Annotated in this window: 23 protein-coding genes; 7 read left to right on the top strand and 16 right to left on the bottom strand. The window is 64.6% G+C overall.

Translation table 11 applies throughout. From position 1 onward, the window contains the following. Window positions 1–20: 20 nt before the first annotated feature. Genes ASC89_RS13040 through ASC89_RS13030 form a run of 3 tightly spaced genes read right to left on the bottom strand, consistent with a single transcriptional unit; the run spans window position 21 to window position 2725 of the window. Window positions 21–932: an aminotransferase class IV gene (locus ASC89_RS13040; RefSeq protein ID WP_055998472.1), complete on the bottom strand. Its 912-nt coding sequence runs from the start codon at window positions 930–932 to the stop codon at window positions 21–23. An 8-nt stretch (window positions 933–940) separates the two neighbouring features. Then, window positions 941–1411, bottom strand: a complete 471-nt coding sequence (locus ASC89_RS13035) for an ureidoglycolate lyase (RefSeq protein ID WP_055998470.1) — start codon at window positions 1409–1411, stop codon at window positions 941–943. 9 nt (window positions 1412–1420) lie between these two features. Further along, entirely contained in the window at window positions 1421–2725 is a 1305-nt protein-coding gene (locus ASC89_RS13030; RefSeq protein ID WP_055998468.1) for an aminotransferase class III-fold pyridoxal phosphate-dependent enzyme, read from the bottom strand. A 97-nt stretch (window positions 2726–2822) separates the two neighbouring features. Here ASC89_RS13030 and ASC89_RS13025 point away from each other — a divergent pair, with 97 nt between their 5' ends. After that, a complete protein-coding gene (locus ASC89_RS13025) occupies window positions 2823–3836 on the top strand; it encodes a hypothetical protein (RefSeq protein ID WP_055998466.1) in 1014 nt (337 codons plus the stop codon). A gap of 147 nt (window positions 3837–3983) precedes the next feature. On the opposite strand, the gene ASC89_RS13020 is transcribed toward ASC89_RS13025, so the two are convergent. Both ASC89_RS13020 and ASC89_RS13015 read right to left on the bottom strand, forming a co-directional pair. Next, complete coding sequence (locus tag ASC89_RS13020) at window positions 3984–4904, bottom strand: dihydrodipicolinate synthase family protein (protein ID WP_055998464.1); 921 nt, start codon at window positions 4902–4904, stop codon at window positions 3984–3986. Further along, window positions 4901–5602, bottom strand: a complete 702-nt coding sequence (locus tag ASC89_RS13015; RefSeq protein ID WP_055998462.1) for a hypothetical protein — start codon at window positions 5600–5602, stop codon at window positions 4901–4903. The genes ASC89_RS13020 and ASC89_RS13015 overlap by 4 nt, the downstream gene beginning before the upstream one ends. 87 nt (window positions 5603–5689) lie before the next feature. Between ASC89_RS13015 and ASC89_RS13010 the strand changes: the two genes are divergently transcribed. Then, window positions 5690–6706, top strand: coding sequence for an amidohydrolase family protein (locus tag ASC89_RS13010; protein WP_055998460.1), 1017 nt, complete (start codon window positions 5690–5692; stop codon window positions 6704–6706). A gap of 196 nt (window positions 6707–6902) precedes the next feature. On the opposite strand, the gene ASC89_RS13005 is transcribed toward ASC89_RS13010, so the two are convergent. The 10 genes from ASC89_RS13005 to ASC89_RS12960 all read right to left on the bottom strand — a co-directional run bounded on the left by ASC89_RS13005 (window position 6903) and on the right by ASC89_RS12960 (window position 18073). Next, window positions 6903–8069 (bottom strand): alpha-hydroxy acid oxidase, encoded by a 1167-nt coding sequence (locus ASC89_RS13005; protein WP_055998456.1) that lies wholly within the window; start codon window positions 8067–8069, stop codon window positions 6903–6905. A 6-nt stretch (window positions 8070–8075) separates the two neighbouring features. Then, complete coding sequence (locus ASC89_RS13000) at window positions 8076–8978, bottom strand: hypothetical protein (protein ID WP_055998453.1); 903 nt, start codon at window positions 8976–8978, stop codon at window positions 8076–8078. A 243-nt stretch (window positions 8979–9221) separates the two neighbouring features. After that, entirely contained in the window at window positions 9222–10148 is a 927-nt protein-coding gene (locus ASC89_RS12995) for a dihydrodipicolinate synthase family protein (RefSeq protein ID WP_055998450.1), read from the bottom strand. A gap of 32 nt (window positions 10149–10180) precedes the next feature. Next, window positions 10181–11218 carry an ABC transporter ATP-binding protein gene (locus ASC89_RS12990; protein ID WP_055998444.1) on the bottom strand — a complete coding sequence of 346 codons (1038 nt, stop codon included), beginning with the start codon at window positions 11216–11218 and terminating at the stop codon, window positions 10181–10183. Beyond that, window positions 11202–12236 carry an ABC transporter ATP-binding protein gene (locus ASC89_RS12985; RefSeq protein ID WP_055872876.1) on the bottom strand — a complete coding sequence of 345 codons (1035 nt, stop codon included), beginning with the start codon at window positions 12234–12236 and terminating at the stop codon, window positions 11202–11204. Before ASC89_RS12985 ends, ASC89_RS12990 begins: the two co-directional genes overlap by 17 nt. A gap of 4 nt (window positions 12237–12240) precedes the next feature. Continuing rightward, the gene (locus ASC89_RS12980; protein ID WP_055872881.1) at window positions 12241–13176 is read right to left on the bottom strand and encodes an ABC transporter permease; all 936 of its coding nucleotides are present in this window, start codon (window positions 13174–13176) and stop codon (window positions 12241–12243) included. Window positions 13177–13178: 2 nt separating this feature from the next. Then, window positions 13179–14141, bottom strand: coding sequence for an ABC transporter permease (locus tag ASC89_RS12975; RefSeq protein ID WP_055872882.1), 963 nt, complete (start codon window positions 14139–14141; stop codon window positions 13179–13181). Between the two features lie 84 nt (window positions 14142–14225). Then, window positions 14226–15848 carry an ABC transporter substrate-binding protein gene (locus ASC89_RS12970; protein ID WP_055872887.1) on the bottom strand — a complete coding sequence of 541 codons (1623 nt, stop codon included), beginning with the start codon at window positions 15846–15848 and terminating at the stop codon, window positions 14226–14228. A 75-nt stretch (window positions 15849–15923) separates the two neighbouring features. Next, the gene (locus ASC89_RS12965; RefSeq protein WP_055872889.1) at window positions 15924–16667 is read right to left on the bottom strand and encodes an FCD domain-containing protein; all 744 of its coding nucleotides are present in this window, start codon (window positions 16665–16667) and stop codon (window positions 15924–15926) included. 620 nt (window positions 16668–17287) lie between these two features. After that, complete coding sequence (locus tag ASC89_RS12960) at window positions 17288–18073, bottom strand: NAD(P)-dependent oxidoreductase (RefSeq protein ID WP_055998442.1); 786 nt, start codon at window positions 18071–18073, stop codon at window positions 17288–17290. 253 nt (window positions 18074–18326) lie between these two features. Here ASC89_RS12960 and ASC89_RS12955 point away from each other — a divergent pair, with 253 nt between their 5' ends. The 5 genes from ASC89_RS12955 to ASC89_RS12935 are packed head-to-tail and all read left to right on the top strand — an operon-like array spanning window position 18327 to window position 22694. Then, window positions 18327–19328, top strand: coding sequence for a Gfo/Idh/MocA family protein (locus ASC89_RS12955; RefSeq protein ID WP_055998439.1), 1002 nt, complete (start codon window positions 18327–18329; stop codon window positions 19326–19328). After that, a complete protein-coding gene (locus tag ASC89_RS12950) occupies window positions 19328–20095 on the top strand; it encodes an SDR family NAD(P)-dependent oxidoreductase (RefSeq protein ID WP_055998436.1) in 768 nt (255 codons plus the stop codon). Before ASC89_RS12955 ends, ASC89_RS12950 begins: the two co-directional genes overlap by 1 nt. A gap of 11 nt (window positions 20096–20106) precedes the next feature. Beyond that, complete coding sequence (locus tag ASC89_RS12945; RefSeq protein ID WP_055998434.1) at window positions 20107–21066, top strand: Gfo/Idh/MocA family oxidoreductase; 960 nt, start codon at window positions 20107–20109, stop codon at window positions 21064–21066. 3 nt (window positions 21067–21069) lie between these two features. Further along, window positions 21070–21855, top strand: coding sequence for an SDR family oxidoreductase (locus tag ASC89_RS12940; RefSeq protein ID WP_055998430.1), 786 nt, complete (start codon window positions 21070–21072; stop codon window positions 21853–21855). 20 nt (window positions 21856–21875) lie between these two features. Continuing rightward, window positions 21876–22694, top strand: a complete 819-nt coding sequence (locus ASC89_RS12935) for an HpcH/HpaI aldolase/citrate lyase family protein (RefSeq protein ID WP_200940448.1) — start codon at window positions 21876–21878, stop codon at window positions 22692–22694. A 169-nt stretch (window positions 22695–22863) separates the two neighbouring features. Here ASC89_RS12935 and ASC89_RS12930 read toward each other — a convergent pair whose 3' ends face one another. Continuing rightward, window positions 22864–23859, bottom strand: coding sequence for a GntR family transcriptional regulator (locus ASC89_RS12930; protein WP_055998427.1), 996 nt, complete (start codon window positions 23857–23859; stop codon window positions 22864–22866). Between the last annotated feature and the right edge of the window lie 136 nt (window positions 23860–23995).

Below are 23995 nucleotides of genomic sequence, written 5' to 3'. Positions count from 1 at the left end.
TTCTTTGCGGCAGCAAAGCGCTAACCCCGTTGCGCCTCCGCCTGCGCGACAATATCCAGCCCCACCAACTCGCTCCACGCCCCCAGCAGCCGCTTGGTCACCGCCCCCACCTGGCCATCCCCCACCGGCAACCCATTGAACTTGGTCGCCGGCATGATGCAGTACGGCGTCGAGGTGAAGAACATCTCGTCGGCGGTAGCCAGGTCGTAGGGCAGCAGCGATGTTTCCTCGGTCGGGATGCCCAGGCCCTGCGCCAGTTCGAGCGCCGTGGCGCGGCTCACGCCGGCGAGGCAGTTGACGGTGGAGGGGGTGCGGAGCACGCCCTTGGTGACGCAGAAAATGTTGCCGCCCTTGTTTTCGGCGACGTGGCCATCGAGGTCGAGGATGACGCTCTGGGCCTGGGGGTCGACGAGTTTCGCTTCCATCTCGGCCAGGGTGTAGGCGAGGCGGCTGCGGTTCTTGATGCGGGGGTCGAGCGACTGGCTCGGCACCATGCGGCTCATCGGCGTGACGCCGTGGCAACCCTTCGAGTAGAAATCGACCCAGGGCAAGAGGTTCATCGGCTGGGTGAAGATCATCACCGTGGCGGCGCCCAGCTGTTTGGTCGGGTCGGCGCCGGCGACCGACAGGCCGCGCGAGATGTTGTGGACGATCCAGGCGTCCTCGTGCGGGGCATAGTTGGGCCGGTTGGCCTCGAACACCTCGAGCGTTACCCGCTTCATTTCGGCGGGGCTCAGCTGCGGGTCGATGCGCGTCAGCTTCAGCGACTGGTAGAGCCGCTCGATATGCGCGTCGAGCTTGAACGGGATGTGGCGGAAGGTGCGGGTCGATTCCGTCATCGTATCGCCGAGCATGATGGCGCTGTCGAAGATGGAGATCCGCGCCTCGGGCTCGGGCACCAGTTCGCCCGAGATGTAGACCAGTCGCGTCATCACGTGCCTCACACGCTGAGAACGATGGGAGTTTTGAGTTCGAAGACGATGCCGTCGGCTGCGGGGCCGGCAGCGGAGCGCCACATCATCATCCCCACCTCCGCCGGCCGATCGAGCACGGTGAGGCCGGCATGCCAGACGTTGCGATGGATGCAGACGGCATCCTCGGGGCCGGCTAGGAAGGCGCGGATATTGGCGAGGTCGGGCGCGCCGTCAGCAAGCGTTGGGGCAAGCAGCACGAGCCAGCGGCCGACCTTGAGCGGCACGAAGGTCTGGGTCGAGTGCGGATGGCGCTCGAGGAAGCCGATGCTGATCGCCTGGGGGTCGACCGGCTGCGGGCAGAGCACGGCGAAGGCGTGCTGGCCGGGGACATCGCCCGGCTCCAGCACTGCGGGGATGGTGGTGAACTTGCCGCCTTCAGCACGGACCAGCGTGGCAAAGGGAGCGAGGGCGGCAGAGGCGAGCGGTGGGAGGGACATGCAAAAATCTCAGTTGAGCCGGGTGAAACCGCTATGGGCGACGGGGCCCTTCAGCAGGGTGTTGATATCCCGCCCATCCTCGCATTCCCTGATGGTTTTGAAGATCGGCTCGAGCGCGGCGAAATAGCTGTCGACGATTTCGGGGGTGTGCTCGGTGCAGGTGTAGACGCTGGTGGCGGCGAGGTAGCCGGCGGCCAGCATTTCCTGGGTGATCAGCGTTTTGTAGGCGAGACCGTTGGCCGATTTGATGCTGAAGCCGGTGAGCGCCGGAACGCCTGCGGTGACCAGCGGCAGGCCGTATTTCTGGCCCAGCGCCTGCCAGCGCGCGGTGATGGCGCGGCCGGTATCGGTGATCTGCTGCCAGGACTGTTCTTTTTCCATCACGTCGAGGGTGGCGAGCGCCGCCACGGAGCCGATGCGCTCGGTCCAGAAGGTCGAGGAGATGAAGGTGTTCTGCGCCGCTTCCATGATGTCGCGCTTGCCGATGACGCCGGTGACGGCATAGCCGTTGCCGAGCGCCTTGCCGAACACCGCCATGTCAGGATCTACGCCATAGACCTTGTGCAACCCGCCAAAGGCCTGGCGGAAGCCTGAGGTGCACTCGTCGAAGATCAGGATGATGTTGTGCTGGTCGGCAAGTTTGCGCACGCTGACGAGGAAGCCTGGATCGGGGTCGTAGTTGCGCGACACTTCCATCTTGATGACGCCGATCTCTTCCTTGCGGATCAGCGCCTCGAGCTCGTCGAGCTTGTTGTAGTTGAAGGTGAACACCGAGCCGCGCAGCGACTTGGGCACACCATTGGGACTGAGCCCCGGCAAGAGGTGCCCGGCGAGCTTGCTCTCATCGCCGAGGTTGGATGCGAGATACCAGTCGTGCCAGCCGTGATAGCCGCACAGCGCCACCCCATCCTTGCCGGAGGCAGCGCGGGCGATGCGGATGGCGATGGCATTGGCCTCACCGCCGGAACGAGCAAAGCGGGCCATGTCGGCCCAGGGGTGCAGGTCAATCAGCCGCCGCGCCAGCTCGACTTCCTCGGGGGCATTGAGGGTCGCCATGTTGCCAAGGTCAACGGTACGCTTGACGGCATCATCGACTTCCGGCCGGCCATAGCCGAGCGTGTTGCAGCCGATGCCCATGATCGACATGTCGATATATTCGCGCCCGTCGAGATCCCAGACGCGACAGCCGGCGGCCTTGGAAAAATAGGCCGGCCACTGTTCGGGCAGGAACATTTCGGGGCGCTTCGACAGCAACATATTGCCGCCAGGTATGACGGTCTTCGCCGTCTTCCAGAGGTCCTGCCCCTTGCCCATTCCGTCTCCCCCATTCACTCGCTGCGGCGAGCATTGACGTAATGCTATATTGTTATGAGAATAACCAAGTAGCCGTCAAGGAAGAGCCTGATCCTCAATGCAGAAAAACTGGCGGAAGGAAGCCGGGGCGCGGATCGAAGGCAGCCGCGACCTCGATCATTCCAAGGTGCAGGCGCCGTGCATCGTCAAGGCGCCGGCAGGCGGGTATCGGCTGTTCTACACGGCGGTCGGACCGGACAAGCCGTTCGCTGATTGCCAGGGTTACATCCTCAGCGCCGTGTCGCAGGACGGGTTGCGGTTCGAACCGGAGCCGGGGATCCGCGTGGCGCCCGATCCGGCGCTGCCGCACATGGCGCTGCGGGTGCTGGCGCCGAGCCTGACGCAACTGCCGGATGGCCGCTGGCGGATGTATTTCGAGGGGCGCGGCCGGGCGGACCGGCCGACGGTGATCGGCAGCGCCATTTCGGAGGACCAGGTGAACTGGACGGTCGAGCCGGGTATCCGGCTCGACGGTGGGGTCGGCGCGCCGCGCTTCCTGTCGCTGGGCGATAGCGTCGGGCGGCTGTTCGTGTTTCGCGCCACGTATGAAGCTGGGAAGCGGGCCGGCACGCCGGTGGTGAGCGCAGTGACATCAGATGGGCTGAGCTTCGAGATGGAGTCGGGTTTTCGGATGCGCGACCGCACCGATGCGCTCGACAGCGCGGGGATCACCGCGGCCGAAGTGATCGCGCCACGCATGTCGGGTGAGCCGTGGACCATGCTCTATTCGGCCTGGCAGGACCTGCCTGACGGCGCGGTGCCGCCGGTGCATCCGAGCCTCGACGCCGAAGCGGTGGCGAACGGGTCGAGCGCCGACTTCGCCGCAGCCTCGATCGCCGCCGATATGTCGGGCTATCGCTCGCGCATCTTGGTGGCGGAGTCGGAGGATGGTTTGAACTGGCGGCGCAGCGGCATCGCTATCGCCGGCGATGATTATGGCGGCGAGGAGATCGACGCCGTGCATGCCGAGGACATGTCGCTGATCGACCTCGGCGATGGGCGGTATCGGATGTACTACGCCTGCTGCGATGCGCATGGGGTGTGGCGGGTGGCTAGCGCGGTGAGCCGGTAGGGGGAACATCGGGGGCGATCTGAACTTCCCCTCACCCTGACCCTCTCCCCAGCGGGGAGAGGGGACGCGCTTTGCACCGCCTGTGCCACAACGCCCCCTCTCCCCGCCGGGGAGAGGGTCGGGGTGAGGGGCAGTGCAGTCACTGAACTAGCCGGCCGGCAACCACTGCGGAAACTCCGCTACCAACCGCACCCGATACGCCTCGTACACCCCCTGCCCCACAGTCTCGTACGGCGGCAACAGCTTGAGCGGGAAATCCGGTTCGCTGAGTTTCAGGATGGTCTTGTCGTAGGCGCCGTCGACGAAGCTGCCGCCGGCGCTGTCGAGCAGCGCATGCAGCACGCCGCAGAGTTCGCGGTAGAGCTCAGCAAACCTCGGCCAATCGCTGTTCGCGCCGGCGTTGAGATATTCGAAAGCGCGCGTTGGGTTGCTCGAGGAGATCGAGGTCAGGAGCCCGCACTCGCCCAAGGGTGCGCCGATGTAATAGCCTTGCTCGGTGAGGAAGTGCCGCAGCTGTGGCGCATACTGCATCAACCCGGAGATCAGGAACGGATCGCCGCCGCCATACTTCGTAGCGACCAGATTCGGGTGGGCATCGGCGAGCTCGGCATAAAGCCGCGGCGAGACCAGGCGGCCCGAGCGCATCAGATTGTAGTGGAGGAATTTCGCCTCGGGGAAGCCGCCGCAGAGTTCGGCGAAGACCCCATGCAGCTCGGTATCGGTCACCACAGACCAGTTGGGCAGCGAGATCTGGAGAGTATCGATGCCGAGGCCGCGGCAATAGGCGATCCGCTCCTGCATCGTGGCCAACGACTGGCTGACGATGCCGACCATCGGCGCGGCGCCGCCGGCCTCGCGCATGGTCTCGGCAAAGATCGCGGCGACGCGGCGGAACATGCCGTCGGTGACCGCATAGCCCTCCCCCGCGGTGCCGAAGATGTAGAGATCGGGCAGCCCCGCGGCGACCAGGTTTCGGATGGTGCGGCGGAACAGCGGCTCATCGAGCGCGCCGTCGTCGTGCCAGGGCAGGCAGACCGTGCCGAGAACGGTGCGTGGGTAGCGGCTCATTGAGCGAAATCGATCTGCATGCGATCGACCTCGACATAGCCCTGGGCGATGCTCGAGGGCCAGATCGGGTAGTCGCGGCCGGCGCGCAGCCGATGCGGATCGCCGCCGATCTCGCCCATCGGCCGGGGTTGCACCGGGAACATGATGATGTGGATGTTGACGTTCACGTTGGCGAGGATGTCGAGCAGCGGCTTTTCGCCATAGGTGTCGGTGCGATCATGGCGCGAGCCGATGCTGGTCCACTGGCTCGGGTCGGGCACGGCGGTGACGGTGGTCTCGGTCCATTCGGCGTTCACCGCGAAGGTCTGGCCGGTCAGCACCCAGCCGGAGGTGAGGCCGTCCTTGCTCCCCTGGATCAGCAGCGACAGTTTGGTGCCGGCCGCTTCGAGTTCGCCGCGGGTGCGCAGGGTGATCCTGGCATTGGTGAAGTCGGTGGGGAACCTGCCTCCGGTGAAGCGGTTGGCGCCCGAGACCTCGCGCACCGACTCGCCGGATGGGCCGTGGGTGACCATGCACATCAGCAGCTGCAGGTAGCCGCCGCCGGGCGGCGCATGGTTGTAATCGACCCACCAGGGGCCCTGGCAACGCACTACACCATTGCTGATCGGCAGCGCGGCAGGCGGGGCGAAATTGTCGACCACGCGCATCCAACCACCCGGCCCGTCATCGAAATCCTCGATATATGACGTCACCGGCATCCCCTCGCCTCTTGCCCAGAATATTAGCTTATCATTATAACATCTGCAGCAGTGTCAAGTGCGGATGCTGCGCTGGGGGATATGTTGATGCGCGATCTCGACCCGACCGACCTCGACCGGCAGATCTGGGAGGACGAACTCGCCGATTTCGTCCCGGACAAGGTGTTCGACGTCCACACTCATATCTATCGCTGGGCCTTCGATCTCGATCCGAACCGGCTGAACGGACCGTTCGCCGGGAGCATCGGCGCCTATTTCCCCGAGGTGACTTGGGGTCTGGCCGACGAGGTGGATGCCACACTGTTCCCGGCGCGGCAGATCGAGCGGCTGTCCTTCCCGTTCCCCTTCCCCAACCCCTGCGACTTCGAGGGCTCGAACACCTATGTGGCGGCCGAGGTGGCAAAGGGTGGCGGCAGCTCTTGCGGGCTGATGCTGGTGCATCCCGGAATGAGCGCCGCCGAGGTCGAGGCCGAGATCCGGCGCACCGGGCTGATCGGGCTCAAGCCCTACCGCTTCTATGCCGCCGACCCGGTGCAGTGCCGGATTACCGATATGCTGCCCGAGCACCAGATCGCCGTGGCCGACCGGCTGGGGCTGATCATCATGATGCACCTGGGCAAGCGCGACGCCATCGCCGACCCCGAGAACATCGAGGACATGGTGCGGCTCAGCGAGAAATACCCGGGCGCGAAATGGGTGCTGGCGCATTGCGCGCGCAGCTATTCGGCCTGGGCGATCGAAAAGGCGGCGGCGCGGCTCAGGGGGCTATCGAACGTCTGGTACGACACCTCGACGGTGTGCGATTCCGATGCGCTCGACGCGCTCTACACCGGCGTCGGCGTGGAGCGGGTGATGTATGGCTCGGACGATATGATCGGGCCGATGCGCGGCAAGTACATCACCTATGGCCGAGCCTGGGCCTATCTGTCGCCGACCAACCATTCGATGGGGTTGAGCCACTGCGACGGGCGGATGACGTATATCCGCTATGAGCAGCTCAGGGCGATGAAGCGCGGCGCGCGGCAGATCGGGCTGAGCACGGCGCAGAGGGAAGCGCTGTTTTATGGGACGGCGCGGGGGCTGGTGGATTCGGTGAAGCTCTGAAGCGCAATGGGCACAGTTTGCCTTCTCCCCTTGTGGGAGAAGGTGGCGCGCAGCGCCGGATGAGGGGTCCGTGCAACGAAGTGTGGCGCGCTCGGAGCGCAAGCGACGAGCGACCAGCACGCGGAGAGATACCCCTCATCCGCCCTTCGGGCACCTTCTCCCACAAGGGGAGAAGGCACTCACCGCAAAGCCAGTGCTAGTTGCGCTCTCTCACCAGATCATTCGACTCGATATTGTGCGCCCCCAGCTGCGTCACGTCGGTCTCGCCCATCAGCCCCAGCGCGCTGTCGGCTTCGGCGCGGAGGATGTCGAGGACGCGGGTGACGCCGGCTTCGCCGGCGACGCCGAGGCCGTAGAGGGTGGGGCGGCCGATGAAGACGGCGCGGGCGCCGAGGGCCACGGCTTTCAGCATGTCGTGGCCGGAGCGGACGCCGCTATCGAGGTAGATCTCGCAGTTGTCGCCGACCGCGTCGACGATGCGCGGCAGCACGCGGATGGTCGAGGGCGCGCCATCGAGCTGGCGGCCGCCATGATTGGAGACGACGATGGCGTCGGCGCCATGGGCGACCGCGGCGCGGGCATCGTCGGCGTGGAGGATCCCCTTCACCACCAGCGGCCCGCCGAAGCGGCGCTTGATCCAGCCGAGATCCTGCCAGTTGAGCGTCAGGTCGTCCTGCTGCGACATCCACTGCGCCAGCTCGGCGACACTATTGGCGCCGGGGACGTGGCCGGCGAAATTGCCGAAACTGCGGCGCGGGGTACCGAGCATGGCGAACGACCAGGCCGGCTTCAGCGCCAGCTCGGCGACGAATTTCGGGGTGAACTTCAAGGGCACGGTGAGCCCGTTCCGCACATCCTTGTGGCGCTGGCCATAGTGCTGGCAATCGAGCGTGACGACGAGGGCAGCGCAGTTGGCGGCGCGGGCCCGGTCGATCAGCCGCTCGGTGAAGGCGCGGTCCTTCCGCACATAGAGCTGGAACCAGAACGGGCGATTGGTGGCCGCGGCGACATCCTCGATCGAGCAGATCGAGACGGTGGAGAGGGTAAAGGGGATGCCGGCCTTTTCGGCGGCGCGGGCGGCTTTGATCTCGCCATCCGCCACCTGCATGCCGGCGGCGCCGGTGGGTGCGAGGCCGAGCGGCAGCGACACCGGCTGGCCGAGCATGGTGGTCGCAAGGCTACGACGGGAGATGTCGCGGCCGACGCGCTGCTCGAGGCGGATCTTGCTGAAGTCGGAACTGTTCTCGCGGTAGCTCTGCTCGGTGTAAGCGCCCGAGTCGGCATACTGGAAGAACATTTTTGGAACGCGGCGCTCGGCCACGCGCTTGAAGTCGTCGACGGTCAACAACCGATCGAGACGCATGTTTTGTTACTCTCCCGAGACGAACCAGCGCATGTCGTAGCGATGCGTGCTGCGATCGAAGGCGAGGGTATGCGGATCGCAGCGCCAGCGTTCGACCTGGCCATCGGTGCGCGCCACCAGCCAGCAGAAATCCCAGCCGCCCGACTCGTAGCGTAGCGGGATGGCCGGCTTCACACGCACCGCCGGGTGAGTGCCGGTGATGAAGAGTTTCCTGTCGGTGTAATAGTAGCAGGAGCCGCAGTGGATGAAGGCTTCGTGCTCGGGGGCGGTCTCCCCTGATGGTACCAGTCCGATGCCGAATTTGCTGATCGCCACCTTCACCGGCGAGCCGCGCAGGAACGCCGCATTGAGCGCCTCGACCGAGCCGGAAACCGGCCGCCCCGTGTGATCGTGCGCCAGCACCTCGCGCCAGCGGTCGTTGACCATGAAGCGGTAGCTGTCGAAATCGTAGACGAAGTTGCTCGAAGGCGCGTTGGTGCCGGCGTCGAAATTGTCGAACTGGTGGTAGCGCGGCATGTCCGCCAGGTCGTCGAGCGGCGCTGGGCCGCGCTGGCCGGTCGGCGGCTGGCCATCGAGATAGGGCCGGGCGATCGCCTGGGTACCGTCCTGGTTGTAGAGAAAGAACGACATCGAGGGGCGCGGGCCAAACCCCTCCGGCAGTTCCACCGGCATGCGCAGCGTCATGATGCCGGCGGCCCAGCGGTCGTCGAGCAGCCAGGTCTGGCGGAACTCGGCGACCTCCTCGATCAGTTCATTGCTCGAAGAGCTGGTGTCGATGTGTTCGTTGTGGCGGAACGCCGTGCCGATGCGGAGATCCGCACCGCGCCGAATGGCGTCCACCAGGTCGGTGGTGCTGCCGCTGCGAACCGAGCGGTCACTGTTCAGGGTGAGGACGGTGCGGAGCGTCACAGTAAGGCCCCCTCACCCGCGACTGCGTCGCGACCTCTCGCCCAAACAGCTGGGGCGAAAGGATAGCTCTGTGCGCACAGAGTACCCCCCACCCTGTCCCTCCCCCGCAAGGGGGGAGGAGACCAAAACACTGGCGCCGGTGGGAGCGTCTCCCTCCCCCTTGCGGGGAGGGGACAGGGGTGGGGGTGCTCTTTGCGCACCGGCCTATCAGCCGCGTCGCCCCGATACGCGCTAGCCTTACTCTCAGAGCGCATCGAGAAACGCCACGCCGCTAAGCTTCCGCTCGTCGCGGAGCCCGCGGAACTCGGCCCTGAGCTTGTCGTCGGCCGCCTGGTCGATGAAGCCGCCAAGGGGCTTGCGGGCATAGCCGGCGTCGCACCCCATCCAGGCCATGGCGCGCTTGATCGAGGGGATGCCGCCGCGGCTCAGTGAGAAGAAGATCACGGCGTTGCCGATCTCCTGCAGGCGCTTGGCCTCGGCGAGATTGCCGGCAGCGACGGCGTCGCGCAGCCCAATCCAGATCTCGGGCATCGAGTTGTAGAACGAGCCGATAATGCCGTCGGCGCCGAAGCTCAGGCCCGACATCGCCATCTCGTCGGCGCCGGAATAGACGATGAAGTCCTGCCCGATCTCTTCCTTGATGCGGATGATGTCGTGATGCGTGGTGGCGGTGTACTTGACCCCGGCGACGCCATCGATGGTCGAGAGCCGCTTGATCATATCGAAGCCGAGCGCCGCCATCGGCACGTTGTAGGCGATCATCGGAAGTTTGGTGGAGCGGGTGATGTCGACGTAGTAGCCGTGGATCTGGTCGGCGGAAAAGCCCCAGTAGATCGGCGGCACCGAGGAGATGGCGTCGACGCCGGCCCGTTCGGCGTGCTGCGCCAGGTCGATCGAATGGAAGGTGCTGATGGCGCCGATATGGGCGATCACCGGGACGCGGCCGCGGCACTCCTCCATCGTCACTTCGACGACGCGCTTGCGCTCCTCGGGCGACATCAGGAAGGACTCGCCGGTCGAGCCGGTGATGTAGAGCCCCTCGACCTGGCGTTCGATGAGGAAGTTGACGACGGCGCGCAGGCGCTTTTCGTCGAGCTTCTCGTTCTCGTCGAACGGGGTCACCATCGCCGGAAGGACGCCGGTGATGGATTTGATGTCGAAGGCGGGCATTTGGGGCTCCGTAGGGGGCTGGCGCCGGGCGATCAGGCCGCGGCTTCTTGGGCGTCGATGAGGTGGCAGGCGGCGTAGTGATCGTCACGGCCGTCGATCGAATAGCGCTTCAGCGTCGGCACGGTGGACTTGCAGATATCCTGGCGGAAGCGGCAGCGCGGGTGGAACGGGCAGCCCGACGGCGGGTTGACCGGGCTCGGCACATCGCCCTCGAGCACGACGCGATTGCTCTTCCGATCGAGGTCGGCGACCGGGATCGCCGAGAGCAGCGCCTGGGTGTAGGGGTGGAGCTTGCGCTCGAACAGATCCTCGGAGCGGCAGAGCTCGACGATCTTGCCCAGATACATCACCGCGACGCGGTCGCAGATGAACTCGGTAACGCTGAGATCGTGGGTGATGAAGACATAGGTGAGGTTGCGCTCGCGCTTCAGCCGCATCAGCAGCTCCAGCACCTGGGCGCGGATCGACACGTCGAGCGCGCTCACCGCCTCGTCGCAGACGATCAGCTCCGGGTTGACGCTGAGCGCCCGGGCGATGCCGATACGCTGGCGCTGCCCGCCGGAGAACTCGTGCGGGTAGCGATCCATATACTCTCGGCGCATGTTCACCGCCTCGAGCAGGTCGCCGATGATCTTGCGGCGCTCCTCGCGGGTCTTCACCCCGTATTTGGTCAGCGGGTCCTCGAGCGAGCCGAAGATGGTGAAAGCAGGATTGAGCGAGGAATGCGGATCCTGGAAGACGATCTGCAGGCGCTTGCGATAGGCGTAGAGCTCCTTGTCGCTGAGCTTGGTGAGATCGGCGCTCGCTTCGGCGCCGACATAGGTGATCTCGCCTGCGGTGGCCCGCACCAACTGCAGGATGGTCTTGCCCAAAGTGGTCTTGCCGCAGCCGCTCTCGCCGACGAGGCCGAGCACTTCGCCGCGATAGATATCGAGGTCGACGCCATCGACCGCCTTCACCTGCGCCACGGTGCGGCGCAGCACCCCGGCCTTGACCGGGAAATGCGCCTTGACGCCCTTGAGGCTGAGGATGACGTCGCCCGGTTCGTGCGCTTCAGCTGCGGACGCCATTGGCGAACTCCTCGTGGCGCACGCACATGACGCGATGCGTGGGGGACAGGTGGGTTTCTGCCGGCAGGGCAGTCTCGCAGGCATCGAGCTTGTAAGCGCAGCGATCAGCGAACTGGCAGCCCTTGGGCCGGTTGAACGGATCGGGGGTCGAACCCGGGATGGCGCGGATATCCTGGTTCTTGCCGCGCCCCAGCACCGGCACGGAATCGAGCAGCGCGCGGGTATAGGGGTGGCTGGGGCGGCGCAGCACCTCATCGACGGTGCCGGCCTCGACGATATTGCCCATGTACATGACGGCGACATCGTCAGCGAGTTCGGCCACCACGCCCATGTCGTGGGTGATCAGCATGATGGCGGTGCCGTGCTCGCGCTTCAGCGTCGCCATCAGCTCGAAGATCTGTGCCTGGATGGTGACGTCGAGCGCCGTGGTCGGCTCGTCGGCGATCAGGATTTTCGGGTTGCAGGCCATGGCCATGGCGATCATGGCGCGCTGGCGCATGCCGCCCGAGAACTGGTGCGGGAACTGCTCGACCCGCCGCTCGGGCGCCGGAATGCCCATCGAGCGCAGCAGGTCGATGGCCTTGTCCATCAGCTGCCGGCCGCGCATAGCGGTGTGGTAGCGTAGGTTCTCGGCGATCTGGAAGCCGATGGTGAAGACCGGGTTCAGCGCCGTCATCGGATCCTGGAAGATCATGGCGATCTCGGAACCGCGGATCGAACGCATCGCCTTGCCGTTGCGCTCCAGCGTATCGAGCCGGATATCGCCGCGCTCCGAGTGGTAGACGATCTCGCCTTGTTCGATGCGCGACAGCGTCGGCAACAGCTGCATGATCGCCGAAGCGGTGACCGACTTGCCGCAGCCGCTCTCGCCGACGATGCAGAGGGTCTTGCCCTTCCTGATCTCGAACGAGACGCCGTTCACCGCCTTGTTGCAGCGCTTGTTGGTGTAAAAGAAGGTCTTCAGATCGCGCACGCTGAGCGCGACGTCGTTGACCGGCAGCTGAGTGGTGGTGGTCATGCGGCTAGCCCTGTTGCGTCGGGTCGGTGGCGTCGCGGAGGCCGTCGCCGATGAAATTGACGCTCAGAACGAAGAGCGAAATCGTGGTGCCGACCGGCAGCCAGATCCACCAGTTGTTCTGCAAGACGCCGAGATCCTGCGCGACGTTGAGGATGTTGCCCCAGGTGGCGATGTTCATCGGCACGCCCAGCCCGAGGAAGCTCAAGCCGGCTTCGGCGAGGATGAAAGCGGCGGTCGAGAGCGTGATGTTGACCATGATGGGCCCAAGCGCGTTGGGCAGGATGTGCTTGAAGCAGATCAGCGGCACACTGAGCCCGAAGCTCCGCAGCGCCTGAACATACTCCTCTTCGCGCAGCGACAGCATGCTGGCGCGGGCGAGGCGATAAATGCCGCACCAGCCGCCGACGATGAAGATGATCATGATGTTGGAAAGCGACTGGCCGAGGATCGAGACCAGCATCAGCACCAGGATCAGCTCCGGGAAGGCCATGATGATCTCGGAGATGCGCATGCAGATGGCATCGAACCAGCCGCCGACATAGCCGGCATAGCAGCCGACGATCACCCCGATAATGGCCGAGACCACGGCGCTGCCGAGCCCGACAAGGATCGAGATGCGGCCGCCATAGAGCACGCGGGCAAACACGTCGCGCCCGGTCTTGTCGGTGCCCAGCCAATGCTCCCAGGAGGGCGGCTGCAGCATGGCGCGGAGGTTGATCTTGGTCGGGTCCCACGGCGTCAGCAGCGGCGCAAAGATCGAGGCAAGAATGATGACGCTGAACACCACCAGCCCGACAACGGCGAGCCGGTTGCTGATGAACTTGCGCAGCAGCCGGCTGCCGGTCGGGTGCTTCAGACGGCCGGCCTCCTCGAGTTCGCGGATGCGGTCGAAGCGGCGGTCGAAACGGTTGCGGCGGCGCGGAATATCGGCGAGGGCCATGGCTAGTTCCCCAACCGGACGCGTGGATCGATGATGGCGGTGAGGACGTCGATCACGACGCTGACCACCAGCACGGTGACCACCGAGATCAGTGCCACGGCCATCACCACCGGATAGTCCTGGTTACGCACCGAGAGGACGAACAGGCTGCCGACGCCCGGCCACTGGAACACCTGCTCGACGATCACCGAGCCGCCGATCAGCGCCGGCAGGCGGAAGCCGATCAGTACCACCACCGGGGTGAGCGCGACGCGAAAACCGTGCAGCAGGTTGACCCGCCATTCCGGCAGGCCCTTGGAGCGGGCGGTCTTGATGAAATCCTTGTTGAGCGCGTCGAGCATGGCGGCGCGCGCATAGCGCATGACGCCGGCGGTCATCATGATCGACAGCACCAGCGACGGCATCACCAGATGCGGCAGCCGATCCCAGAAGGTGATGTATTGCGGCATCGAGCGGCCGCCGACCGGCAGCCAGCCAAGGTTCAGCGCAAACACGGTGATGGCGACGAGGCCGAAGAAGAACTCGGGGATGGAAACACCAACCATGCCGACCACGGTCAGGGTGTTGTCGGTGGCCGAGCCGCGCCGGAGCGCGCTGATGATGCCGAGGATCGAGCCGAACACGGTGGAGAGCACCAGCGCCACGGCGGCCAACTCCAGCGTCGCCGGCAGGCGCCGCGCCAACAGGTCCGAGATCGGCACGCCACCGGTGAGGGTGTAGCCGAAATTGCCCTGCAACAGACCCCAGAGCCAGATGAAGTAGCGGACGAACAGCGGCTGGTTCAGGCCGAGCGCTTCGCGCAGCTCGGCGAGGCGTTCGGGATTGGCGCCCGACATCTGTTCGGGGCTCAGCATGAAGGAGACGGCGTCGCCGGGGGTCGCGTCGAGACCGAGATAGATCAGGAAACTGATGGCGACGGCCATCGGGATCATGATCAGAACGCGCCTGATGACGTAGGCTAGCACGCGGCTGTTTCCTTACACGGCTGGGACGACGGGAGAGGGATGCCGCGGTCTGGCCGCGGCATCCGGAGCTAACGGGATCGGGCCTTACTTGTCGTAAGTGTTGATCCACATCATGCGGGTGTAGGGGATATCCATCGGCGTCAGCTTCATGTGCGGCATCGCTTCCAATGCCTTCACGTCGCTGGTCACCTTGGTGATGGCGAAGTCGATGCGGTTGGCCGCAGCGTTCTTGACCATGTTGACGTCGCCGTCGGCGCTGGCAAAGGCCACCACCTGCTCGATCTTGGGCTTGCCGAGGAAGTAGTCGTCGAACGGCAAGAGCGATGCGTAGTCGCCGAAGGCGACAGTATCGACCTTGAACGGGCCGGAGCCGACCGGCTTCTGCCAGAAGGCGTTCTGCTGCAGCACGGTCGGATCGGTGCCCTCGAAATACTTCTTGGGCAGCGGCGCGAACTGGCTGAGCGAGATCAGGACGTTCGGGTCGAGCGTCGCGAACTTCAGCGTGATGGTGTTGCCTTCGGTCGAAATGCCCGAGATGTGCTCGGCTTTCTTCGCCACATAGTCGGCGGCGCCCTCGAGTGCGTTGAGGGTCTTGCCCACCACGCCATGCAGGTTCGGCACGAACAGAGCCGCCTCGAAACTCCAGGTGACGTCGTCGACGGTGATCGGCTCGCCATCGTGCCACTTGATGTTATCGCGCAGCGTCAGCGTCACGGTCTTGCCGTCATCGCTGATGGTATAGCTCTCGGCGAGGTCGCCGCCGGCAACGCCCGTCATGGTCGGGTTGGCGAACAGCAGCCGGTCGAAGACGAAGCGGTTGCCGACCCAGAGGCCGAGATTGGCCCAGGGATGCTCGAAATAATCGACCGGGGCGCCGTTGGTGTAAAACACCTGCTTGCCGCTGGCGTCGGGTGTGACGGTCCAGTTCTGGATATCCCAGTTGTAGTTGAACTGCTCGTTGCCGTAAGGGGCGCCGTTGCGGTTCAGCCGGTCGCTCTCCACCGTGAACAGTCGCTGGTAGTAGAGCGGCACGGTGTAGACGTTGTCGTTCATCAGCTTTTCGATGGCGAAGAAGGCTTCCTTCTGCTTCTCCGGATCGGTGCTGGCATTGGTGGCGGCAATGGCCGCGTCCATCTCGGGCGTGCCCGGGAACTGGTCGGAGCTGGCTTTACCGGTGGCGTAGTCGTTGTAATATTCCTGCATGACGATGGCAGCGCGGGCGCCATAGCCGAGATCCCAGGAGACCAGCGACTTGTCGGTCGGGTTCGGCGGGATGGCGCCGAGGGTTTTGGCCACGTCGCCGGTCAGCAGGCGGGCATTCATGTTGATGCCGACATCGGCGAAATAGGCCTGCAGCGCCTGCATCAGGTTGGCGGTGATCTGGTCATCGTAATAGTAGACCATCTCGAGGGTGCGGTTCGAATCCCAGCCGGCTTCCTTCAGCAGCTCGCGTGCCTTGTCCGGGTTGTAATCGTAGGGGTTGAGCTCGGGGTTCTTGAACGGGCCATTGGGCAGCATGCCGACCGCCTTGATGGCGTTGCCATCGAAGATGGTGTCGATGATGGTCTGCATGTCGATGGCGTAGGCCAGGGCCTGGCGGACGCGGACGTCCGAAAGCGGGTTGTTGTTGGTGGCTTGCGCGGCTGCGGTGCCGATCGCCGAGGTCGACATGAGCAGCGCCATGCCAAGTGCCAGCAATTTCTTCATGTGAATGGGTTCCCTGTTTAACTCACGGATAGTGATCCACGCTTTCGTGGACCCCGACGGCGCCGGCCTTCCCTCTCATCCCTCCGAGTTGGAAACGGCCGCACGTGGTTCAGTGCCGACAGGCGATTCAGTGCCGCTAAGGGCCTGGCGCATGTAGGTGGCGTAGTTGCGCGACAGGTGGACGGTCAGCACCCTGACCGCCTCCGGCTCGTCGCGGGCGACAAGAGCGGTGACGATGGCGCGATGCTCGTCATTGCTGCGCCGGTTATGGGTGGCGACATCGGCCGGCGCCTCGCGGCGGCGCATCAGGCGATCGACAAAGGCATCGTGCAGCGCAACGAAGATCGGGTTGCCCGGCACTTCGGCCAGCGTGCGATGAAAGCGCAGGTCCATCTCACGGAACAGCGGGTAGTTGCCGATGGCGCGCTCACACGCCTCAATGGCCGCCAGCATTTTGCCCAGCTGCGCCTGCGTGGCGTATTGGGCGGCATAGCGCACCAGGCTCATTTCGAGAAAGAACCGAGCCTGCTCCAGATGGGCATTGCCCTCGCTGCCGCGAAAGAAGAAGCGCGCCGCCTCGGCGGCCCCGGCCATGGCCTGGGCCAGCGTCGGCGTCACGACGCGCGGACGAAAGCCCTTGCGCTGTTCGATCAGCTTCATGCCCTCGAGCATGGTGATGGCTTCGCGCACCACGGTGCGCCCGACAGCGAAGCGCTCGCAGAGATCGCGTTCCGACGGGATCATCTCTCCGGCCTTGATGACGCCGGAGTGGATGTCCTCGGCCAGCGCCTGCGCGATGTCGGCAGCTTCGGTCGCCATGTCAGCGGTTCCCCAGTCCTCTACAACTTTAGGGAGCCATGTGACGCTATATGGTGTCAAACTTTTATGTTTTGGTCGACCAAACTGCCATGCTCGCTGTGAACAAGTGGGCATCGACGGATGGTGGAAGCGGTTGACGGACGGGCGGAGCGGGGCGCGGCCAGCGCGCATCCGATCGACGATATCGCCCCGCTGAGTCACCAATTCCCCCTGGTGGCCTGCATATGTCATTAACATAACAACATATCAGTTTGGGGTGGTCAAGCGACGGCTGCGACACCGGCGAATAGGTTCGCCAGACGGAACAAAGTCAGGATTTCCGGGGATTTTTGGGGGGATGGGCTTGGTCGCAGTCGGGCTGGATGAAACCCACCCCAACGGCCGTCATCCCGACGAAAGTCGAGACCCAGTGCTCCGAAGGTTGCACCGGCGCGGACCCCGCCGACCTTGCCGTGACAGATCAGCACGGTTCGTGCCTGCCCAGGCCTCCGAGCAGTGGGTCCCGGCGTTCGCCGGGATGACGGCCGGTGGGAGTGGCGAGATGGAGAGTAAGACACCTCTCGCCTTCTCCCCTTGTTGTGGGAGAAGGCAGCCGCTGCACGATTGGCGGTTTCGGCCGCTCAAACGCTCAGCTTGCTGATGTCGTACTTGTCGGCCGAACCCGTCGGCTGCCAGCCGATGACCTGTTTGGCGTGCGAGGTGTCGCGCCAGCGGCGCTTGTTCTCGGAGATGGCGTCGAAGATGTCGAAGCGGACGCTTTCGGGGGCATCGAGGCATTTGTCGACCATCTGCACCGCGTCGGCCTGCGAGAGGTAGCCGGGGTAATGGCGGATCAGTTCGGGCTGGTCGCTCGGCAGCACGGCGCCGAGCCGAATGCAGATCACCGACATGCCGTAGCGATCGGAGAACAGCCGGCCGGTATTCTCGCCGAACAGCTTGCCGACCCCATAAAAGCTGTCGGGGCGCGGCGGATCCTTGTAGTCGAGCAGTTTTTCGCCCGGCGGCAGGGCCTGCAACTGGTTGGCGGCGAGCTTGCCGTAGGGCGAGCCCTCGTACCATTCATAGCCGCACATGGTGCTGCCGGTGCTCATGAACACCACCCGCTTCACGCCGGCCTCCTGTGCAGCGCGGAACATGTTGAGGGTGCCGCCGATGGTGTTCTGCATCACCTTGTCCCAGTCGTCATACTCGTGCGTTTCGGCCGCCAGGTGCAGCACCATGTCCATGCCCGCGGACGCCTTGCGGATGGCCACCGGGTCGGCGATCTCGGCCTGGGTGTGGACGATCCCCGGGACGACACGCCGGCTCAAGCCGCTGAACTCGTATTTGTCGGAGAGGTCGCGGATGACGAGGCCGCCAATCAGACCGCTGGCGCCGGTCACGAGGACCTTTGGTTTTGTACCCATTCGAATGCATCCCCCTGCATTGATCGGTTAAATATACCGTTAGCATGATAACATGCTTTTCTTGGAGTCAAGTGAGTCAAACAGTGCGTTCGACTGTGGTTCGTCTGGCGGAACCGCCGCATCACGGATCATGGTGCGAGCTCAACGGCTTTCGACTTTTTGTGCAGCTGATGACCCTCAGCCGCGATTGACAGCACTAAATATGCCGTTAGCATAACAACATACTTGGTTGTCGGGTGAGGGGGCAGCGTCGGTGAAGCGGGTGCTTATCGTGGGGAGCGGCGGCATTGGCCGGCGCCACCTCAAGGGCTACAGCCTGACGGGGCGGGTGCAGCTGGCGATCGTCGAGCCGGACGCCGGGCGCCGCGATGAAGCCAAGGCGCTGTTCGGCATCACCGAGACCTATACCGATATCAGCGAAGCCGACCTCAACAGTTTCGACCTCGCGGTGATCTGTGCCCCGGCCAACTTTCATGTGGCGCTGATGCGGCGCTGCGCCGAGGCCGGACTCAACTTCCTCGTCGAGAAGCCGCTGTCGGTGACCATGGACGAGGTCGACGAGACGCTGGCGCTGGTCCACTCCAAGAACCTCGTGGCGCGGGTCGGCTATGTGCGGCGGGTCGCCGATGAAGTGGTGACGCTGCGCCAGCAGATCCTCGACGGCAAGATCGGCACGCTGCGGCTCGCCTATCTCAACTCCTCGCAGGAATTCCCGAAATATCGACCGGATTTCCAGCGCACCTACTACGCCCGCCCGGAAATGGGCGGCGGCGCCATTCTCGATGCGGCGAGCCACCTGTTCGACATGCTGATCTGGCTGATGGGCAAGCCGACCGATGTCAGCTGCCTCTATGACCGGCTGGTGCTCGAGGGCACCAATACCGAGGACACCTGCCTCGTCTCGATCCGCTTTCAGAGCGGCGCCATGGCGAACGTCACCATCAACCAGTTCCAGAAGCCCAATATTGCGCGCTTCGAGTTCATCGGCACCAAGGGCAACCTGATGCTCGAGCATTCGACGCTGAAATTCGCCGACGACGACAGCGGCAAATGGCAGGACGAGCGCGACTTCATGCAGGGGCTGGTGCCGACCGAAGCGCATCAGGCGCGCTTCCGCATGCAGGCCGACGCCATGCTCGATGCGATCGAGGGCAAGCCGTGCTGGCTGGCGACGCTCGACGACGCGCGTGACAACCTGCGGGTGGCGCTGGCCGCCAAGCAATCCTGGCTCGAAAAACGGATCGTGAGGCTCTGATGCCTGGTTTTGGTGGCAAGACCATTCTGATGGCCGGTGGCGCGGGCTACCTGGCGCTGCCAGTGAGCAAGTTGCTCGCCGCTGAGGGCGCCAATGTAGTGCTGGCGGACATCGACCCGGAGCGGCTGGCGGCAGCCGAGGCCGAGCTCAAGGGGCTCGGCGGCGGGGTGCTGGCATTGCCGCTCGACATCGGCGACGAGGACTCGATCCTCAAGGCGGTACGCGGCGCGGCGCAACAGTTCGGCGCGCTGCATGGGGTGGTGAACGCCACCTTCGGCTCCACCGGCAAGCGCTTCGAGGAGCTGACCGCGGCGGATTTCGACCGCACCAACCGGCTGAACCTCACCGGCAGCTTCCTCCTCGCGCGCGAGGCAGCCAGGCATATGGGCCCTGGCGGCGCGATGGTGCTCTATGCCTCGATGTATGGCGTGGTGGCGCCGAACCCGGCGAACTACCCGGGCGACATGGCGCCCAACCCGATCGAGTACGGCGCCGGCAAGGCCGGGATGATCCAGATGGTGCGCTACATGGCCGGCCATTTCGGCCCGGCCGGCATCCGCGTCAACGCCGTGGCGCCCGGCCCCTACCCGCACCAGGCGACGCAGGACAATGCCGAGTTCATGGGGAACCTGGCGCGCCAGACCATGCTCGGCCGGATCGGCCGGCAGGACGAAATGGCCGGACCGACGGCGTTCCTGCTCAGCGATGCCGCGAGCTACATCACCGGGCACTGTCTCAATGTCGATGGCGGCTGGACCGCCTGGTAGGGAATTTGTCGATGAGCGTTCTGCCGATCACCCGGGATGAAATCCGTCTCGCCATGCTGGGCATGGTGGAGGGCAACGGGCACCCCTATTCCTGGAGCATCATCATCAATGGCAGCTACGACGCCAAGGCGCTCGCGGCCTGCCCCTACCCGGTGATCAAGGACTATATCGGAAAGCAACCTCCGGGCTCGCTCGGTATCCCCGGCGCCAAGGTCACGCATGTGTGGACGGATGACCCGGCGGACGCCGTGCAGGTCGCCGCGGTGGCGCATATTCCCAACATCGCGGGCCGAGCTGAGGACGTTATCGGCGAGGTCGATGCGGTGCTGGTCGCCACCGACAAAGGGTTCGAGCATGTCGAGCGGGCCCGGCCGTTCATCGAGGCCGGCATCCCGGTGTTCATCGACAAGCCGCTCTGCGACAACCGGCTCGATCTCGCGACGTTCTCGAAATGGGTGGCCGAGGGCAAGCCGCTGATCAGCTCGTCGGCGATGCGCTTTGCCAAGGAGTACGCGCCCTATCACCGCGCCACGCATGCGCTCGGGCAGCTGCGCCATGTCAGCGCCACGATGGCGAAGTCATGGGAAGCCTATGGCATCCATGCGCTGGAGACGGTCTACCCGATCACCGGACCAGGCTACGTGTCGGTGCAGAATATCGGCGACGCGAATTCCAACATCGTGCACCTGCGCCACCGCGACGGCATCGACGTGCTGCTGCAGGTGACCAAGGATATGGGCGGCGGCTTCGGCATGGTGACGCTGGCCGGCACCGCCGCCGGGCTGCAGCTCAAGTTCACCGACACCTATCATGCGTTCCGAACCCAGCTCGTCGGCTTCGTCGATTACCTCCGCACCGGCAAGCCGCCGGTGCCGTGGGAGGAGACGCGCGAACTGATGCAACTGGTGATCGCCGGCATCGAAAGCCGCGAACAAGGCGGTCGCCGCGTTTTCCTCAGCGAGATGGACTGAACCATGCAGGTACTCGAAAGCTTCTCGCTCAAAGGCAAGGTCGCCGTGGTCACCGGCGGCGCCGGGCTCTATGGCCGGCAGATCGTCGCGGCTTTGGCCGAGGCCGGGGCGCAGACCTTCATTGCGGCACGCGATCTCGCAAAACTCGAAGTGGTGGCGGCTGAAGAGCGGGCCCGCGGCCTCGACGTCACGGCGCTGCAGCTCGACCTGTCGTCGGACGCCTCGATCGAAGCGCTGCATCGCGAGGTGATCGCCCGGGCCGGCCGCTGTGACGTGCTGGTCAACAACGCGGTGACCCGCTCGGCACTCGATGGCTGGGCCCATGATCTCGATGCGTTCGACAGGAGCCTCCGCGTCAACGCCTCGGCGCTGTTCAAGATCACCGAGCTGTTCGGCCGCAACATGCGGGCGCAGAAATCCGGCTCGATCATCAATATCGGCTCGATGATGGGCATGGTCGGGGTCGAAATGGCGAACTACGAGGGCACCGACATGACGCCCAACCCCTCGCCGATCTACCACTACGAAAAGGGCGGCATGCTCAACTTCACCCGCTGGGCGGCGAGCATCCTCGGCGCCGACAATGTCCGGGTGAACTGCCTGTCGCCGGGCGGCTTCTTCAACAACCAGCCGGCGCCGTTCGTCAAAGCCTATAGCGCCCGCACCCAGCTGGGTCGCATGGCCAACGATACCGATTTGAAAGGCGTCATCGTCTTTCTCGCCTCCGACGCCTCGGCCTATGTCACCGGCACCAACATCCCGATCGATGGCGGCTATACCGCCAAATAACCCCTCCGGAGGAGATCACCTTGTCCCAGACGCAGCCTTACGCCGCGACGCCCCCGACGCGCTTCCGCATGCGGCCGAGCCGCGTGCTGCGCACCATCCGCGAGGGCAAGGTGGCCCGGGTGCTGAAGCTCAACATCGCCGACGCCAAGATCGCCGAGATTTTCGCCGCGGCGCAGCCGGATGCGCTGTGGCTGTGCATGGAGCATACCTCGGCGACCTGGGAGCAGGTGGAAAACCAGATCCGCGCCGCCAAGCTCTATGACGTCGACACGCTGCTGCGCGTGTCGCGCGGCAGCTACAGCGACTACATCCGCGGCTATGAGATGGATGCGACCGGCCTGATCGTGCCGCACGTGATGAATGCCGATGACGCCCGCAAGGTGCGCGACATCACCAAGTTCGCGCCGCTCGGCAAGCGCGCCGTCGATGGCGGCAATAACGATGCGCAGTTCACCCGGGTCGGCTTTCTCGACTACCTCAAGACCGCCAACGAGGAGCGCTTCGCCTGCTACCAGATCGAGGATCCCGAAGCGATGGAGCACCTCGAGGCGATCGCCGAGATGGACGGCGTCGATTGCCTGTTCTTCGGCCCCGGCGACTATTCGGTGGCGAGCGGCATCCCGGGTGAGATCCAGCACGACGAGATCAAGGCGGTACGCAAGCGCATTGCCCAGGTGGCGCGGAAGTACGGGAAGATCGCGGCAACGGTGACCAACCGCGAGCTGATCGGCGAGTATGTCGACATGGGGTATAATCTGCTCTCGGTCGGCGCCGACGTGATCGCGCTGGCGAACTATGCCGATGAGTCAATGGCGGCGTTTGATAAGGCGTTGGGGTAGCACTGGTCCGGGCTGACCGAAGCGCCGGCGCGGGCCGACCCCACCCTTGATCCCTCCCCGCAAGGGGGCGGGAGACGCATACTTCGATGTCGGTGTTTTGATCTCCCTCCCCCTTGCGGGGAGGGGACAGGGGTGGGGGTCAGCCCGCACCAGCCTCTAAGCAAGGCTCCTAAGGATGAAACGTCGCCGGCATGCTCATGACCTGCTTGCCGGGTTTGCGGTCTTCGAGGTTGGCGTAGATGTCGGCCAGCACCTGCTGCATCCAGGCGGCGGAGTCGACGTTGAAGCTCGGGCCGTCATTGTCGAGCGAATAGCGATAGGCCTTGGTCGGCTTGGTTGCCTTGGCGGCGATCACCGGCACCCAGCTGTGGTGCATGTAGCCGCAGACGATATCGGGCTTGTAGCTCTTGAGCACTGCCTCAAGTTCGGCCGTGTCGTTCTGGCCGGTCTCCTGGTTCACCGAGATGACGCGCAGCTCCTGCTCGGTGGCGGTCGAGGCATTGGCGCGCCTGATGCTGGCGAGGCGCGAGGCCTGCTCGCTCGAGGTGATGGTGGTGTTGAGGTAGAGGTATTTCAGCTTCTTGCCGTCGTTTTGACGGAACATCTCCATGAAGGCCGGTTCGAAATCGATGCGATAGGCGTGGTAGGGCAGCTCCTCGATGACGAGGTCCATGATCGCCACCTGCGCCGAGGTCTCGGGCAACTTGTCGATCTCGGTTTCCGGCGTAATGCCGGCGAGCACCACCACATCGAGCGCGTCCCACACATGGGTCGGCATCGACTTGTGGGTGAAGCTGCCGAGGATGAACTCGTGGCCATCGGAGACCACGGCCTTTTCCAGCGCCACCACCAGCTTGGTATAGAACTCGTTGTTGAAGATGCCGCCGCCGACGATGTCGCGGTTGTAAAAGAAGCCGATGCGATGATGCGCTTCGGTCCACGGCGTTTCGACGAGGAAGGAGCCCTTGCCCACCTGGCGGCGGATGATCCCTTCGGCCTCGAGGTCCTTCAGCGTCTTGATCACGGTGATCAGCGAGAATTCGCAGAACTTCACGATCTCGTTCTGCGACTCGATCTTGTCCCCGGCTTTGAGGCCGTTGGTTTTCCAGCGCCGGAACAGCATGTCTCTGAGCTGCAAGTGGCGTGGCGACAGGTCAATACTCAAGCCAGGTCTTCCCGTGACAGGTGATTGCCGAAGTTTGCTTCGGCGACATATAGCACCACGCCCGCCCTGCCGATCACAGAGGCGCTTTGCGGCGCCATGTTTCCCCTTGAATTCGCATGTTAGGTGGTTATCATGA

The organism is Devosia sp. Root413D1, from assembly GCF_001425235.1.
Lineage (GTDB): Bacteria > Pseudomonadota > Alphaproteobacteria > Rhizobiales > Devosiaceae > Devosia_A.
The sequence above is the reverse complement of the archived record's forward strand: the minus strand, read 5'-3'. Positions and strand labels throughout refer to the sequence as shown.